At 70.1% G+C, this 13,751-nt stretch carries 10 protein-coding genes and 1 pseudogene; 5 read left to right on the plus strand and 6 right to left on the minus strand.

Going from position 1 to position 13,751, the window contains the following annotated elements; genetic code table 11:
- Nucleotides 1–16: 16 nt before the first annotated feature.
- Nucleotides 17–1,897 carry a ricin-type beta-trefoil lectin domain protein gene (locus ACF09J_RS22825; protein WP_392307282.1) on the minus strand — a complete coding sequence of 627 codons (1,881 nt, stop codon included), beginning with the start codon at nucleotides 1,895–1,897 and terminating at the stop codon, nucleotides 17–19.
- A gap of 238 nt (nucleotides 1,898–2,135) precedes the next feature.
- Here ACF09J_RS22825 and ACF09J_RS22830 point away from each other — a divergent pair.
- Both ACF09J_RS22830 and ACF09J_RS22835 read left to right on the plus strand, forming a co-directional pair.
- A pseudogene (locus ACF09J_RS22830) lies at nucleotides 2,136–3,104 on the plus strand (glycoside hydrolase family 3 C-terminal domain-containing protein); the annotation flags it as partial.
- Between the two features lie 91 nt (nucleotides 3,105–3,195).
- Entirely contained in the window at nucleotides 3,196–4,773 is a 1,578-nt protein-coding gene (locus tag ACF09J_RS22835) for a hypothetical protein (protein ID WP_392307283.1), read from the plus strand.
- Between the two features lie 7 nt (nucleotides 4,774–4,780).
- Here ACF09J_RS22835 and ACF09J_RS22840 read toward each other — a convergent pair whose 3' ends face one another.
- Nucleotides 4,781–5,392: a YceI family protein gene (locus ACF09J_RS22840; RefSeq protein WP_392307284.1), complete on the minus strand. Its 612-nt coding sequence runs from the start codon at nucleotides 5,390–5,392 to the stop codon at nucleotides 4,781–4,783.
- Nucleotides 5,393–5,649: 257 nt separating this feature from the next.
- On the opposite strand from ACF09J_RS22840, the gene ACF09J_RS22845 reads away from it, so the two are divergent.
- The 3 genes from ACF09J_RS22845 (at nucleotide 5,650) to ACF09J_RS22855 (ending at nucleotide 8,287) form a co-directional block, all read left to right on the plus strand.
- Nucleotides 5,650–6,174: a hypothetical protein gene (locus ACF09J_RS22845; RefSeq protein WP_392307285.1), complete on the plus strand. Its 525-nt coding sequence runs from the start codon at nucleotides 5,650–5,652 to the stop codon at nucleotides 6,172–6,174.
- A gap of 274 nt (nucleotides 6,175–6,448) precedes the next feature.
- The gene (locus ACF09J_RS22850; protein ID WP_392307286.1) at nucleotides 6,449–8,032 is read left to right on the plus strand and encodes an acyl-CoA carboxylase subunit beta; all 1,584 of its coding nucleotides are present in this window, start codon (nucleotides 6,449–6,451) and stop codon (nucleotides 8,030–8,032) included.
- A 57-nt stretch (nucleotides 8,033–8,089) separates the two neighbouring features.
- Nucleotides 8,090–8,287, plus strand: a complete 198-nt coding sequence (locus ACF09J_RS22855) for an acyl-CoA carboxylase epsilon subunit (protein ID WP_392307287.1) — start codon at nucleotides 8,090–8,092, stop codon at nucleotides 8,285–8,287.
- Nucleotides 8,288–8,442: 155 nt separating this feature from the next.
- Here ACF09J_RS22855 and ACF09J_RS22860 read toward each other — a convergent pair whose 3' ends face one another.
- The 4 genes from ACF09J_RS22860 to ACF09J_RS22875 all read right to left on the minus strand — a co-directional run bounded on the left by ACF09J_RS22860 (nucleotide 8,443) and on the right by ACF09J_RS22875 (nucleotide 13,361).
- On the minus strand, nucleotides 8,443–9,024 hold the full coding sequence (locus ACF09J_RS22860) for an ATP/GTP-binding protein (RefSeq protein WP_392307288.1): 582 nt from the start codon (nucleotides 9,022–9,024) through the stop codon (nucleotides 8,443–8,445).
- On the minus strand, nucleotides 9,005–9,577 hold the full coding sequence (locus ACF09J_RS22865; RefSeq protein WP_392307289.1) for a DUF742 domain-containing protein: 573 nt from the start codon (nucleotides 9,575–9,577) through the stop codon (nucleotides 9,005–9,007). Before ACF09J_RS22865 ends, ACF09J_RS22860 begins: the two co-directional genes overlap by 20 nt.
- A gap of 96 nt (nucleotides 9,578–9,673) precedes the next feature.
- Entirely contained in the window at nucleotides 9,674–10,087 is a 414-nt protein-coding gene (locus ACF09J_RS22870; protein WP_055493648.1) for a roadblock/LC7 domain-containing protein, read from the minus strand.
- A gap of 10 nt (nucleotides 10,088–10,097) precedes the next feature.
- A complete protein-coding gene (locus ACF09J_RS22875) occupies nucleotides 10,098–13,361 on the minus strand; it encodes a nitrate- and nitrite sensing domain-containing protein (RefSeq protein ID WP_392307290.1) in 3,264 nt (1,087 codons plus the stop codon).
- Between the last annotated feature and the right edge of the window lie 390 nt (nucleotides 13,362–13,751).

Raw genomic sequence — 13,751 nt, forward strand, 5'->3', positions numbered from 1 at the left:
GGCCGGCCGGTCGGCACTACTGCAACCGCCACTTCTGGTTGGCCGCGCCGGTGCACGACCAGATCTGCGCGCGGGCCCCGTTGGCCGAGGAGTTGTCGGTCACGTCCAGGCACTTGTCGGCGGCGAGGTTCACCACGTCACCGGTCGAGGCGTTGTACGACCACTGCTGGGCCCCGGTGCCGTTGCAGTCGTAGAGCTGCACCTTCGCCCCGTTGGCGGTCGACGCCGACGTCACGTCCAGGCACTTGCCCAGCGCCCGCACCGATCCGTCCGCCTGGACCGTCCACTGCTGGGCCGTGCTGGAGTTGCAGTCGTAGAGCTGCACCGCCGTGCCGTTCGCGGACGAACCGCCCGCCACGTCCAGGCACTTGCCCGCGAGCCCGACGAACGCGCCCGACCTGCTCCCGCCGCCCGACTGCGTTCCGGACCAGGTGAAGGTCGCCGAGGTCCGGCCCGGCAGCGAGTAGGTGGCGTGCTGCGCACCCCAGTTGATCGTGACGGTCTTCGCCGTGGTGGCGTCGTTGTAGGCGATCAGGGCCTTGCCGCCGTCCGGGTTGCGCCAGGCGACGTTGGGCACCGCCGAGGAGGCGGTGGACGCGATCCGTTGCGCACCCGGCCGTACGAACTTCGTCAGATGCCCCATGTCGTAGTACTCGACCGTGTAGTCGACCTGCCCCGACCGTCCGTCGCCGTTGTGCACGGTGATCAGCCCGGTGCAGGTGCCGCAACCGCCGTTGTGCGGCCCCATGTTCTGGTCCACCGCCAGCGACCACTTGGTCACCGACTTCGCCCAGTTCCGGGTGTAGTCGACGATGTCGAGCATGTCCTCGCGCTGCTGGTGGCCGATCCAGGTGCCGCCCGAGTGCTCGGTGCCGAAGGCGTCCAGTTGCGGATACCGGTTGTGCACGGTGGTCTGCTCGGTGACGTTGCCGCCGTAGCCGTGCCAGGCGATGCCGCCGAAGTTCGGGTGCGCGCGGACGGCCGCGTCGTCCACCGTCCGGGCGGCGTAGGAGTCGTAGGTGTCCCAGTTCCAGTCGTGCGCCAGCACCTTGGTGGACAGGCCCGCGGACTGGAGCTTGGGCAGCAGCTCGCTCTTGGTGAAGTAGGCGAGCCCGCCGGCGTTCCAGCTCATCGAGGGATAGCCGGAGCAGCAGGTGGGCTCGTTCTGCGCGGTCACGTAGGACACCGGGACGCCCTGGTCCCGGTAGGCCTGGAGGTACTTCACGAAATACGTGGCGTAGGCCCCGTAGTCCTCTGCCTTCAGCCAGCCGCCGTTGAGTGAACCGCTGTCCTTCATCCAGGCGGGCGCGGTCCAGGGCGAGGCCATTACCGTGAGCGCCGGGTTGAGCTGGAGCGCCTGCCGGGTCAGCGGCACCACGTCGGCCAGATCGTGGGCGATGGAGAACTTCGCGAGCGACGGGTCGCTCTGCCCGGCCGGCACGTCGTCGTAGGTGTAGCCGTTGCGTGCCAGGTCGGAGGCGCCCATCGGGTTGCGCAGGAAGGAGAGCCCGATCCCGTCCGTGGGCGAGAAGAGCTTCCGCATGGTCGCGTCGCGGGTCGACTGCGACAGCGCGCCGCTGCTGTTCATCAGCCAGGCCGCGGTGTCGGTGAAGGAGGCGCCGCCGCCGGTGAAGGTCTGGTAGCGGGTGTTCTCGTCGACGGTGATGTTCTCACCGCCGCCTCCGGTGCCGGACTGGAAGGCGAACGGCGTCTGTGGTTCGAGGCCGCGCACCACGTGCCGTCCGCCGGAGTCGTCGGTCGTGGTCAGCCAGGCGGTGACGGGCTCGCCCGCCGCGTGCGCGGCCGGGACGCCCAGGGCCGTCAGGCCCGCCGTGGACAGCAGTCCGGCGAGCAGCAGCCGCAGCGCACGGCCGCGTCTGTCGAGAAAGGGGCGCATCGGGTGCCGCCCTTCGTGAGGTGGGGATGGGGCGTGCGAGCGGTGAGTAAATGACGGCTTCGGGGCCGCGTCAAGAGGGTGCGCGTTCAGGAGCCGAAGCGACAACCCCCTTATTTCGAAAGGGAGTTGAGTATCCCCCCGGCCGGGCGTGAAGTCTTGACGGCAAGCGCCGGGCGCTAGTTCACTCAAGCCGTGATCTAAGTCGTTGTCGCCGCGGCTGAGGTCACGCCCGTCCGCGCGCTTCGAGCTGGGCCTCTTCGAGCACCCCTACTCCGACACCTCAGGCGCCTCCCGGATCGGCTCCGCCGACCACCGCTCCGTCGCCCGGCAGGCCGCCGCCGAGTCCCAGGTGCTGCTGAAGAACAAGGGCGGCCTGCTGCCGCTGAAGAAGAAGGCCAAGGTCTACGTGGCCGGGTCCGACGCCGACGACCTCGGCAACCAGACCGGCGGCTGGACCATCACCTGGCAGGGCGAGTCCGGCACCCACACCCAGGGCACGACGATCCTCCAGGCCATGCGCAGGGCCGGCGGGAACGTCACCTACTCCAAGGACGCCTCGGCGCCCACGTCCGGCCACGACGTGGGGGTGGTCGTCGTCGGCGAGACCCCGTACGCCGAGGGCGTCGGCGATGTCGGCAACGGCCACGACCTCCAGCTCTCGGCTGCCGACCGGGCCGCCGTGGACAAGGTGTGCGGGGCCATGAAGTGCGTGGTGCTGGTCGTCTCCGGGCGCCCGCAGCTCATCGGCGACCGGCTCGGGAAGATCGATGCCCTCGTCGCCTCCTGGCTGCCGGGAACCGAGGGCGACGGCGTGGCCGACGTGCTCTACGGCACCCGGCCCTTCACCGGGCAGCTACCGGTGACCTGGCCGAAGTCGCAGGAGCAGCTCCCGGTCAACGTCGGCGACACGGCGTACGACCCGCAGTTCCCCTACGGCTGGGGCCTGACCACGCTCACCGGCGTCCCGGCGGGCGGCACGGCGACGCTCAAGGCGCTGGGCCTGGCGGCCGGGGCCGCCGAACGGGTGGGCGCCGACGCCGTGGGGCGCGAGCTGGTCACCAAGGCCCGGCTGATCGTTCAGCAGAAGGCGGACGGGCGGATGAGCGCGGCGGTGGCGAAGCCCTTCGCCGACGCGGATCACCTGCTGCTGACAGGACGGTACGGGGCGGCGGTGGATCAGCTCACCAAGGCCTACTCGGCCGCGTGAGCTGACAGGCAGGGGGCGTCCCGCGCGGGTGCGCGGGACGCCCCCTCTCCTTCGGGCGACCGGTTTGTCCGTATTCCGGTAACTTCGAAACATGAAGGCCGTCGTCCCGACCCGAGCCCTTCTCCGCCCCCTGCTGACTCTCGCCCCCGCCGTCGCGGCCGTCGTGCTGGTCTCGGTCCCGGCCTCCGTCGCGGCGGAGGGGCCGATGGGCGCGGGGACCACGGGGGCCGGTGCGGCCCCGGCCGTGCACGTCCCGGCGGGCGTTCCCCGTTCCGTCGCCGCGCCGGTCGTGAATGTCCTGCCCGACGCGCCGGCCGGTGCCGGCGGGTCCGTGGCCGCGCCGGTCGTCAACGCCCTCCCGGACAGCGCGCCCCGGGTGGCCTCGCCAGGCGGTGTGCCGCGGGTTGCGGCCGCCACCAGCGTCTCGACGATCGCCCGGGCGCTTCGCAGGAGTCCGGTCTACGTCGATCCCGCCGCGGCCGCCCAGCTCTCGCGCGCCGACGCCGCCGCGCTCACCCGGCGGATCAAGGACGCCGGAAAGCCCCTGTTCATCGCCGTGCTGCCGGCGGACTACCCGACGCGGAACCTGTTCACCGAGCTGCGCACGGCCACCGGCATCACCGGTGCCTACGCCGTCCGCCTCGGCGACCGGTTCGACGCCCGCGCCGACTCCTCGGTGCTGTCGCGGACCGCCGTGGGCAACCTCGTCACCAGCGTCCAGGGGGAGAGCGCCCCGACCCAGCTCACCGACTTCACCGACCGTGCCCTGGCCGGCATGGGCGGCTCGGCGCCTTCCACCTGGGGCGACACCGGGCACCGCGGCACGGTCCCGAACACGGCGCTGATCACCGCGGCAGCGGTCCTGGTGGTGGGCGGTGTGGGCGCGTACGCCCTGGTCAGGCGTGGCAGGAGCCGCCGGGAGGTGGAGCAGCGGGCCGCGCTGGAGAAGCTGCGGGTCGTCGTCGACGAGGACATCACCGCCTTCGGCGAGGAGCTGGACCGCCTCGACTTCCATCCGGCGGAGGCCGGCGCGGACGACGCCATGCGCGCGGACTACGAGCGCGCCCTGGACGCGTACGAGCAGGCCAAGCAGTACATGGCCGACGCCCGCAGGCCGGAGGACGTGCGGGCGGTGACCCGGGCCCTGGAGGACGGGCGGTTCTCGCTCGCCCAGCTCGCCGCGCGCCGCGAGGGCCGTCCGCTGCCCGAGCGCCGGCCGCCCTGCTTCTTCGACCCGCGCCACGGCCCCTCGGTCACCGACGCGACCTGGACGCCCCCGGGCGGGTCGCCCCGCGAGGTCCCGGTGTGCGCGGCCGACCAGGTCCGTCTGGCCGACGGCCGCGACCCGCACATGCGCGAGGTCGACACCGACTGGGGCCGCCGCCCCTACTGGGACGCCGGCCCCGCGTACGGCCCCTGGGCGGGCGGCTACTTCGGCGGCGGCCTCCTGCCCGGCCTCCTGGTCGGCACGCTGCTCGGCAGCATGATGGCCACCCCGTCGTACGCGGCCGACTACGGCACCGGCTACGGCGACTTCGGCGCGTACGACGGCTACCAGGGCGGCGACCTGTCCGGCGCGGACTTCGACCCGGGTGACTTCAGTGGCGGCTTCGGCGACGGCGGGGGAGGGGACTTCGGCGGCGGGGGCGACTTCGGGGGCGGATTCTGAGCCCGGCTCAGGCGTTCTTGACGGCCGAGATGTCGAAGTTCAGCTTGATCCTGTCGGATACCAGGACACCGCCGGTCTCCAGGGCCGCGTTCCAGGTCAGGCCCCACTCCGAGCGCAGGATCTCGGCCTTGCCCTCGAAGCCGACGCGCTCGTTGCCGAACGGGTCCTTCGCGGCGCCGTTGAACTCGAGGTCGATGGTGAGCGTCCTAGTGACGCCGAGGATGGTCAGGTCACCGGTGATGCGGTAGTCGTCGCCGCCCAGGGCCTCCGCCTTGGTGGAGCGGAAGGTCATCTGCGGGAACTCCTCGGTCTTGAAGAAGTCCGCGCTCTTCAGGTGGCCGTCGCGGTCCGCGGAGCCGGTGTCGATGCTGTCCATCTTGACGTCGATGGACGCGGTGGAGGCGGCCGGGTCGGTGCCGTCCAGGTGCAGGGCGCCGGTGAAGTCGTTGAACTTGCCCTTGACGTTCGTGACCATGGCGTGCCGCGCGACGAAGCCGAGCGTGGAGTGCGACGGGTCGATCGTGTACTCGCCGGTGAGCGCGGCCAGGTCCGGGTTCACGGCGGCGGGGGCGGTGGTGGTGGTGTCGGTGGCGTCGTTCTTGCGGCCGAAGATGCCCATGAGGTGCTCCTTGAGGACGGTGGGTCGCTCGGCGCTGGACAGAGCGCCGAGTAAGTTGAAGATTCAACGAGGTGAACGGTTACGACCGTAGACCTATTCCGTTCGACTTTCAACATCATCCGGCACGTGTTTGCGGAATCGCGCACAGTAATCACTTACGCCCTCTGGCGGACGCGCGTAGACCTCGGGCACTATCTCCCTGTACCACCTGCACAGCCGCCCCACAGGACGCACGGCCCACAGCAGGAAGGTCCCCCATGAAGACCACGAAGGTCAGCAAGCTCACCAAGGCGCGCGCGGCGGTCACCGCCCTCGCCCTCGTCGTCGCCCCCGGTATCGCGGTCATCGGCACCGCCACCGAGGCCTCCGCGGCCACCAAGATCAGCCACGCCACCGCGACCCAGATGTTCCGCGACGTGGGCATCACCTGGTCCTCCTCCGGCAACTGCTCCGACCGCAACGTCTCGACCTGCACGTCCTTCGACCAGCTCAACCTGGACACCGCGAAGGGGGCCCAGACCCTCAAGAAGGCCAGTGGCTGCGCCCTCAACATCACCGGCGGCACGGAGACCGGCCACGCCTCCGGCACCTACTCCCACTGGAACGGCTACAAGCTCGACTACGGCAAGAACACCTGTGTGACGAACTACATCAAGAACTACTTCGCCTACATCGGCCTGCGTGGCGACGGCGCTCCGCAGTACCAGTCGGGCTCCGGCAACATCTACGCCGACGAGGGCAACCACTGGGACGTCCTGTACTACAACTGCGGCGGCTGCTGACCCGGCGTCGCCGTACCCCGGACGGCGGCTACGCTCTGTCCGAGCCGCCGCCGTCCGGGTCTGCGCGTCACTCCAGTGAGGGCATGTGCCGCATCCGAATGTGAGCAGGCTCGCACGCCCTGACTTTGTGACATCTCCACAACGCGGAAGCCCTCTGACCAGTTGGAAGGGCTGCAAGCCGCCAAGGTTCTGTTCAGTGGCACCAGGAAAACGGGTCGGAGACTGTACGGAGTCGACGGCCCGCTTTCCCAGGTGTCCTTCGTAAGGTCGCTACATGACCGTTTTGGAAGAGACGACGGGTGAGCCGGCGGACGCGCGCGGCCGGGTCGCCGAACTGCACGGGATCCGTGCGCAGGCGGTGGCGGGTCCCAGCGAGAAGGCGACCGCGGCACAGCACGCCAAGGGCAAGCTGACCGCGCGGGAGCGGATCGAACTGCTCCTGGACCCGGGCTCCTTCCAGGAGGTCGAGCAGCTTCGCCGACACCGGGCGAGCGGATTCGGTCTCGAGGCCAAGAAGCCGTACACCGACGGTGTCATCACCGGCTGGGGCACGGTGGAGGGCCGGACGGTCTTCGTCTACGCCCACGACTTCCGCATCTTCGGCGGCGCGCTGGGCGAGGCCCACGCCACGAAGATCCACAAGATCATGGACATGGCCATCGCGGCCGGTGCCCCGCTGGTCTCTCTCAACGACGGCGCCGGCGCCCGGATCCAGGAGGGCGTCTCCGCCCTCGCCGGCTACGGCGGCATCTTCCAGCGCAACACCAAGGCCTCCGGCGTCATCCCGCAGATCAGCGTGATGCTCGGCCCGTGCGCCGGCGGCGCGGCATACAGCCCGGCGCTCACGGACTTCGTGTTCATGGTCCGCGAGACCTCGCAGATGTTCATCACCGGCCCGGACGTGGTCAAGGCGGTCACCGGCGAGGAGATCACCCAGAACGGCCTGGGCGGTGCCGACGTGCACGCCGAGACCTCCGGTGTGTGCCACTTCGCCTACGACGACGAGGAGACGTGCATCGCCGAGGTGCGCTACCTCCTGTCCCTGCTCCCGCAGAACAACCGGGAGAACCCGCCGCGGGTGGAGTCGGCCGACCCGGTCGACCGCCGCTCCGACGTACTGCTCGACCTGGTTCCGGCCGACGGCAACCGGCCCTACGACATGACCAAGGTCATCGAGGAGATCGTCGACGACGGCGAGTACCTGGAGGTCCACGAGCGCTGGGCGCGGAACATCATCTGCGCGATGGCCCGCCTGGACGGCCAGGTCGTCGGCATCATCGCCAACCAGCCGCAGGTCCTGGCGGGTGTCCTGGACATCGAGGCCAGCGAGAAGGCCGCCCGCTTCGTGCAGATGTGCGACGCCTTCAACATCCCGATCGTCACTCTTCTGGACGTACCCGGCTTCCTGCCCGGCGTCGACCAGGAGCACGGTGGAATCATCCGGCACGGCGCCAAGCTGCTCTACGCCTACTGCAACGCCACCGTGCCGAGGATCTCGCTGATCCTGCGCAAGGCTTACGGAGGTGCCTACATCGTCATGGACAGCCAGTCGATCGGCGCCGACCTCACCTACGCCTGGCCGACGAACGAGATCGCCGTGATGGGCGCCGAGGGCGCGGCCAACGTCATCTTCCGCCGCCAGATCGCCGGGGCGGAGGACCCCGAGGCCATGCGGCAGAAGATGGTCAAGGAGTACAAGGCCGAGCTGATGCACCCCTACTACGCGGCCGAGCGCGGCCTGGTCGACGACGTCATCGACCCGGCCGAGACCCGCGAGGTCCTGGCCAAGTCCCTGGCGATGCTGCACTCGAAGCACGCCGACCTGCCCTCCCGCAAGCACGGCAACCCCCCGCAGTAACCCAGCGGACGAGCCGCGGCCATCCCGCGGACCCCTCAGCCACGGAGACTGACACCCATGGACAACGTTGACATCCGCGTCGAGAAGGGCCATGCCGAGCCCGAGGAAGTGGCCGCCATCACGGCCCTCCTCCTGGCCCGCGCCGCGGCCCGCCCCGCCGACACGACTCCGGCCCACCGCGGCCGTGCCAAGGCCGGCTGGCGCCGGCTCGAGCGGGAGAACGGCTTCCGCGCCCCGCACAGCTGGCACGGCTAGAGCGGCCGCCGACCCGGTCTGCGCATGACGGAAAGAGGGCCCCTCCACCTGGAGGGGCCCTCTTTTGCCGACCTCACGCCCGCCGGACACACAGCAGGCGGCCCTCCCCTTGTGGGAGAGCCGCCTGCTCGTTGGTCCCCGGTACTGTCCGAGTGCTAGCGCAGCCGGGCCATGAGGGCGTGTTCCACCAGAGTGATGAGGGTGGATTTGGCGTCGGCGCGGTGGCGGGCGTCGGTGATGATGATGGGGGCGTCGGGCCCGATCTGGAGCGCTTCGCGGACCTCTTCGGGGTTGTAGGGCTGCTGGCCGTCGAAGCCGTTGAGAGCGACGACGAAGGGCAGTCCGCTGTTCTCGAAGTAGTCGACGGCGGGGAAGCAGTCGGCGAGCCGGCGGGTGTCGACGAGGACGACGGCGCCGATGGCGCCGCGGACGAGGTCGTCCCACATGAACCAGAAGCGGTCCTGTCCGGGGGTGCCGAACAGGTAGAGGATCAGGTCCTGGTCGAGTGTGATGCGGCCGAAGTCCATGGCCACCGTGGTGGTGGTCTTGTCCCCGGTGTGGGTGAGGTCGTCGATGCCCGCAGAAGCGGACGTCATGACGGCCTCCGTGCGCAGCGGGTTGATCTCCGAGACAGCGCCGACGAACGTGGTTTTGCCCACGCCGAAGCCGCCCGCCACCACAATCTTCGCGGAGGTGGTGGAGCGGGAAGGACCGCCGCTAGAGCTTGCGAAGTCCACTGAGCACCCTTTCGAGCAGTGTCACGTCTGGCTGGCCACCGGCGTTCTCGTCGCCGCCGGGCTGATGGATGGCGACCAGGCCCGCCTCCGCCAAGTCGGCGACGAGGATCCTGGCCACGCCGAGAGGGATCGAAAGCAGGGCCGAGACCTCGGCCACCGATTTGATCTCGCGGCACAAATGGCAGATCCGCTGATGTTCGGGCAACTGGCCCTGCATCTGGTGCGGCTGCGCGGTGGTGTGCACCAGCGCCTCTATGGCGAGCTGGTACCGCGGCCTGGTGCGGCCGCCCGTCATGGCGTACGGGCGCACCAGGGGGTTGTTCGAGGTCCCGGCGGGCGCCGGTTCAGGGGTGCGTGGTTGCGGCTGCACCGGCTGGATACGCGGCGCGGGCGGCTGGTCGTACGGAGACGGACCGGGGCCCTGCGGCGTGTACGGCTGCCGGTGGTGGGGGGTGGAGGGAAAGCCGTACCGGTTCGCCGAACCGTCGCCCGCGCCCTGTGCAGGGCCGTACGACCAGTTGCCCGAAGACGAACCGCCTGGGGGTGTTGCCACGTTCTCTCCTCCTCCGACTGTGCCGGGCTCCCACGGGGTGGGAGCCGCGTCCCGAAACCTTACGGCCCCGGGACGCCAAAAAGCACCGTCTGTCTGTTAGTTGAGAAGGCTCCCCTGGAGTTCCGCGCGGAGGTCCGGCGTCAGGACCGTGCCCGCCCGGTCCACCAGAAGGGCCATCTCGTACCCGATGAGGCCGATGTCCGCATCGGGGTGTGCGAGAACCGCGAGCGACGAACCGTCGGAGATGGACATGATGAAGAGGAATCCCCGCTCCATCTCCACAACCGTCTGGTTCACGCTGCCGCCCTCGAAGATGCGCGAGGCACCCGCGGTCAGCGAGGTCAGACCGGAGGCGACGGCCGCGAGCTGGTCGGCGCGGTCGCGGGGGAAGCCTTCGGACATCGCCAGAAGGAGTCCGTCGGCGGAGACCACCACGGTGTGGGACACCCCAGGGGTGTTGTCCACGAAGTTGGTGATCAACCAGTTCAGGTTCTGTGCCGCCTGGCTCATCGGGCTCACACTAACGCTCCTGGTTGTAGGTGCTGTCAGGACCACTGCGTTCATTGCTTGTGGCCTGACCGTTCTTGTCAATTCCTGCGCTGCGTCCTCGTTGGACGCCCCGGCGCAGGTTGCTCAGCCTGCCCCGGATGTCCTCGGGGGCGCGGGAGACCTGTGGGCCGCCCTGCGGGGTTGATTCCGCGGTGCCTTCGACCAGGTTGGCCTGGGGCACGCGCCGTGGCAGTCCGGAGGAGGTCACCCCGCCTGCCTTGGGCTTGCGAACCTGCGAAGCCTGCTGCCAGCGCTTGTCGTTCGCCGAATGCCAGCCGTCGCCGTCGCTCGCCGGAGTACCGTTCGGAGCTTCCTGGTCCACGGGCCCCGCGCCGTTCGAACCGCTCGCGACGGATCCGCGGCGCGGCAGCCCGGCGTCGGTCAGCTCGTGGGCGGCGGAAGGGGCCGGTCCCGGACGGTCGAAGCCTACGCGGTCCGCCTCGCTCGCGTCAGCGGCCTGCGTGGATTCCGCTTCCGGAGCGTACTCGTCCGGGTGGCCGTTCTGGTACCCGTCCGGCTGCGGCCAGCCGTCCTGGTAGGACGGCTCCTGGAAGCCGGCGTACGTCTCCGCCGTCGCGGCGTGCCCCGACGTGTGCTCCTGCTGCCCGGCCTCCGCATAGCCGGCGTCGGGGTAGCCGCCGTTGGCCGAGTAGGCATCGCCCTGCGGCATGCCGCCGTCCGGCGCGTAGTACCCCTCGTCGTACGCCGGCACGCCCTGCTCGTCGTAGGCGGTCCGCTGCTGGTCGTACGCCGTGTGCTGCGGTTCCCCGTACGACGTCTGCGGGTCGTACCCTCCCTGCTCCGGGAAGGGCGCCTGGCCGGTGTCGTACAGCGGCTGCTGACCGGTGTGCTCGTCGGGGTACCCGGCAGGCCCGGCCGTCTCCGGACCCGCCGGCCCGTCGTGCGTCTGGGCCTCCAGGGCGGCGCGGCGCTCCTCGCGTTTGAGGGAGCGGCCGACGGGGTCCAGTTTCCGGGAGCCGTCGGCGGCGTCGGCGTACCGGCTGTCGTCGAAGCCGAGTTCCGCGGCGGTGCGCATCGGCTGGGGGGCGGCGAAGTTCTCGCCCTGCACCCCCTGCTCCGGGATGATCTGCGAGACGGTGAAGTCGTCGCGGTCCAGGGCCTGCTCGCCGCCACCGCCGTGGGTGATCGCGTCCGGCAGCATGACCAGCGAGGTGGTGCCGGCCTGCTCGCCCGAGGGGCGCAGCTGCACGCGGATGCCGTGCCGGTCGGCGAGTCGGCCGACCACGAACAGGCCCATGCGCTGGGAGATCGCCGCGTCCACGGTGGGCGGGTTGGCCAGCTTGTGGTTGATGTCGGCGAAGTCCTCGGCGGTCAGACCGATGCCCTTGTCGTGGATCTCGATCATGACCCGGCCGTCGGGCAGCCGGGTCGCGGTGACCCGGACCTTGGTCTGCGGCGAGGAGAACGTGGTGGCGTTCTCCAGCAGCTCGGCCAGCAGGTGCACGAGGTCGGTCACCGCGCGGCCGTGGATCTCGGCCTCGGGCACGCCGGACAGCTCGATGCGCTCGTACTGCTCCACCTCGGAGGAGGCGGCGCGCAGCACGTCGACCAGCGGGACCGGCTGGTCCCAGCGGCGGCCGGGCTCCTCGCCGGCGAGGACCAGGAGGTTCTCGCCGTTGCGGCGCATACGGGTCGCCAGGTGGTCCAGGCGGAAGAGGTTCTCCAGCTGGTCCGGATCGGCCTCGTGGTTCTCCAGGTCGGTGATCAGGGTCAGCTGACCCTCGATCAGCGACTGGTTGCGGCGCGAGAGGTTGGTGAAGATCGCGTTGATGTTGCCGCGCAGCAGGGCCTGTTCGGAGGCGAGCCGGACGGCCTCGCGGTGCACCTGGTCGAAGGCGCGGGCGACTTCGCCGATCTCGTCGGTCGAGGTGATCGGGATCGGCGCGACCCGGGTGTCGACACGGCCGGGATCGGTGCGCGAGAGCTGGTCGACCAGCATCGGCAGGCGCTGCTCGGCGATGCCGAAGGCGGCGTTGCGCAGCCGGCGCATGGAGCGGCTCATCTGGCGGGCCACCAGGCCGGCCAGGATGAACGCGGCCAGCAGGGCGACCACGACGATCGCGCCGGTGATGAACGTCGACTTCTTGGCGTTGTCGGCGATCGAGGCCGCCTCGTTCACCGCGGTGTCGGCCATGTCCGACTCGATCTGGCGGTAGGCGTCGAACTTGAGGGTGTTGACCGCCCACCAGTTCTCGGGCGTGATGCCCTTCTGCGCCAGGGCCGTGCGCTCGGCCGGGTCCGTGCTGCTCAGCGTGGCCAGCGCGGTGACCATATGCGTCGGATCCTGCGGCGGGGCCACGTAGTTCGGGTCCTTGGCCTTGGCCTGCTCGGCCATGGCCGCGGCCTTCTCCTGGATCTCCTTCTTCAGCGCGTCCAGCTTGTCCGCGTCCTCCTGGGTGCCGCCGCCGATGTACTCCTCGACGGCGATGCCCTCCAGGTAGGCGTAGGACGACAGGGCGACGCGCTGGCCCGCGAGGCCGGTGGCGTCCGGGCCGGGCTTGATCAGCAGGTGCAGGCCGATCGAGCGCTCCAGGGACAGCGCGGCCTTGGTCAGCGAGATGGCGTAGACGGTACGGCCGTAGGAGGTGATGTTGCCGGTGCCCAGGCCGAGTTCGTTGGCGAACTCCATCAGCGGGTGGGCGACCTTGACGTAGCCCTCCTCGGTCTGCGCGCCCGGCAGCTTGGAGGTGAACGCGGCGGCGCGCAGCTGCTGGAGCTCGGGCTCGGTGTCCCGGAACAGCTTGAGCCGGCGCTCCAGACCGGCCTTGTGCGGCATGGACTGCGCGGCCTGGTCGAAGACGTCGGCGGCCTTGTCGGTCTGCCGGCGGGCCTCGGTGACGACCGGGTCGTCCTGGCCCTTGCCCTGGAGCAGGGGGGCCGCGCTGACGTCGCGCTCGTGGTAGAGGGCGTCGGCGTAGGCCAGCGAGGCCTGCACCAGACGGGCGGTGTGCTCGGCGTCCTGGGCGTCCTGCCAGGTGTTGATCGAGCTGTTGACCTGGAAGCCGCCCATGACGAGGCCGACCAGTACGGGCAGGAGCAGGATCGCGTTCAGCCGCGTCGGCACCCGCCAGTTGCGAGGGGAGAGACGGCCACCGCTCGCGGTGGGCGCGGCCGTCGGTTGCGAACCGGGCACGTGCGCGGGCGCCGCAGCGCGCGGCGGCGGGGTGAAATTGCCCCGGGCCGACGGCTCGGGGCCGTTCTTGCTTCGCCTCACTCGACCAACAACCTCTCGGCGGTCGGCACCTACGTCGTGCCGCAGTGTCTCAGAACCTTGCCGGCCATCGACGGCCCACTACCGGTGAGTACGTCTTTGGCCATGGGGTAGTTCAGGCATTCCAGCACGTCAACATGCGCTCTTCCAAACAGCGGAAACGGGTGGTTCCGCGTGACGCACGTCCCACATAAAACGGTCATAAACAACTAGCCCTGGCAAAAGTCCGGGAGATCGTGCGCACAGCGGCATCGCATGTGCGCGACGCGTGGCCATACCACGCGATTCCTCTGCCGAAACGTTATGAACACCGGGGCCGACCGTGTCAATGGACCCGGCCGGCCCCGGTGCATCTACGACAACTGCCGTATGGCGCTCCCGACTTGAGCGGCT

Origin of the sequence: Streptomyces sp. NPDC014889, from assembly GCF_043081205.1 — a bacterium.
In the GTDB taxonomy this organism is placed as follows: Bacteria; Actinomycetota; Actinomycetes; order Streptomycetales; family Streptomycetaceae; genus Streptomyces.

What these genes read in the sequence shown, in the direction of transcription:
- ACF09J_RS22825 (WP_392307282.1), bottom strand. Translation starts at nt 1,897, where the DNA reads ATGCGCCCCTTTCTCGACAGACGCGGCCGTGCGCTGCGGCTGCTGCTC.
- ACF09J_RS22835 (WP_392307283.1), top strand. Translation starts at nt 3,196, where the DNA reads ATGAAGGCCGTCGTCCCGACCCGAGCCCTTCTCCGCCCCCTGCTGACT.
- ACF09J_RS22840 (WP_392307284.1), bottom strand. Translation starts at nt 5,392, where the DNA reads ATGGGCATCTTCGGCCGCAAGAACGACGCCACCGACACCACCACCACC.
- ACF09J_RS22845 (WP_392307285.1), top strand. Translation starts at nt 5,650, where the DNA reads ATGAAGACCACGAAGGTCAGCAAGCTCACCAAGGCGCGCGCGGCGGTC.
- ACF09J_RS22850 (WP_392307286.1), top strand. Translation starts at nt 6,449, where the DNA reads ATGACCGTTTTGGAAGAGACGACGGGTGAGCCGGCGGACGCGCGCGGC.
- ACF09J_RS22855 (WP_392307287.1), top strand. Translation starts at nt 8,090, where the DNA reads ATGGACAACGTTGACATCCGCGTCGAGAAGGGCCATGCCGAGCCCGAG.
- ACF09J_RS22870 (WP_055493648.1), bottom strand. Translation starts at nt 10,087, where the DNA reads ATGAGCCAGGCGGCACAGAACCTGAACTGGTTGATCACCAACTTCGTG.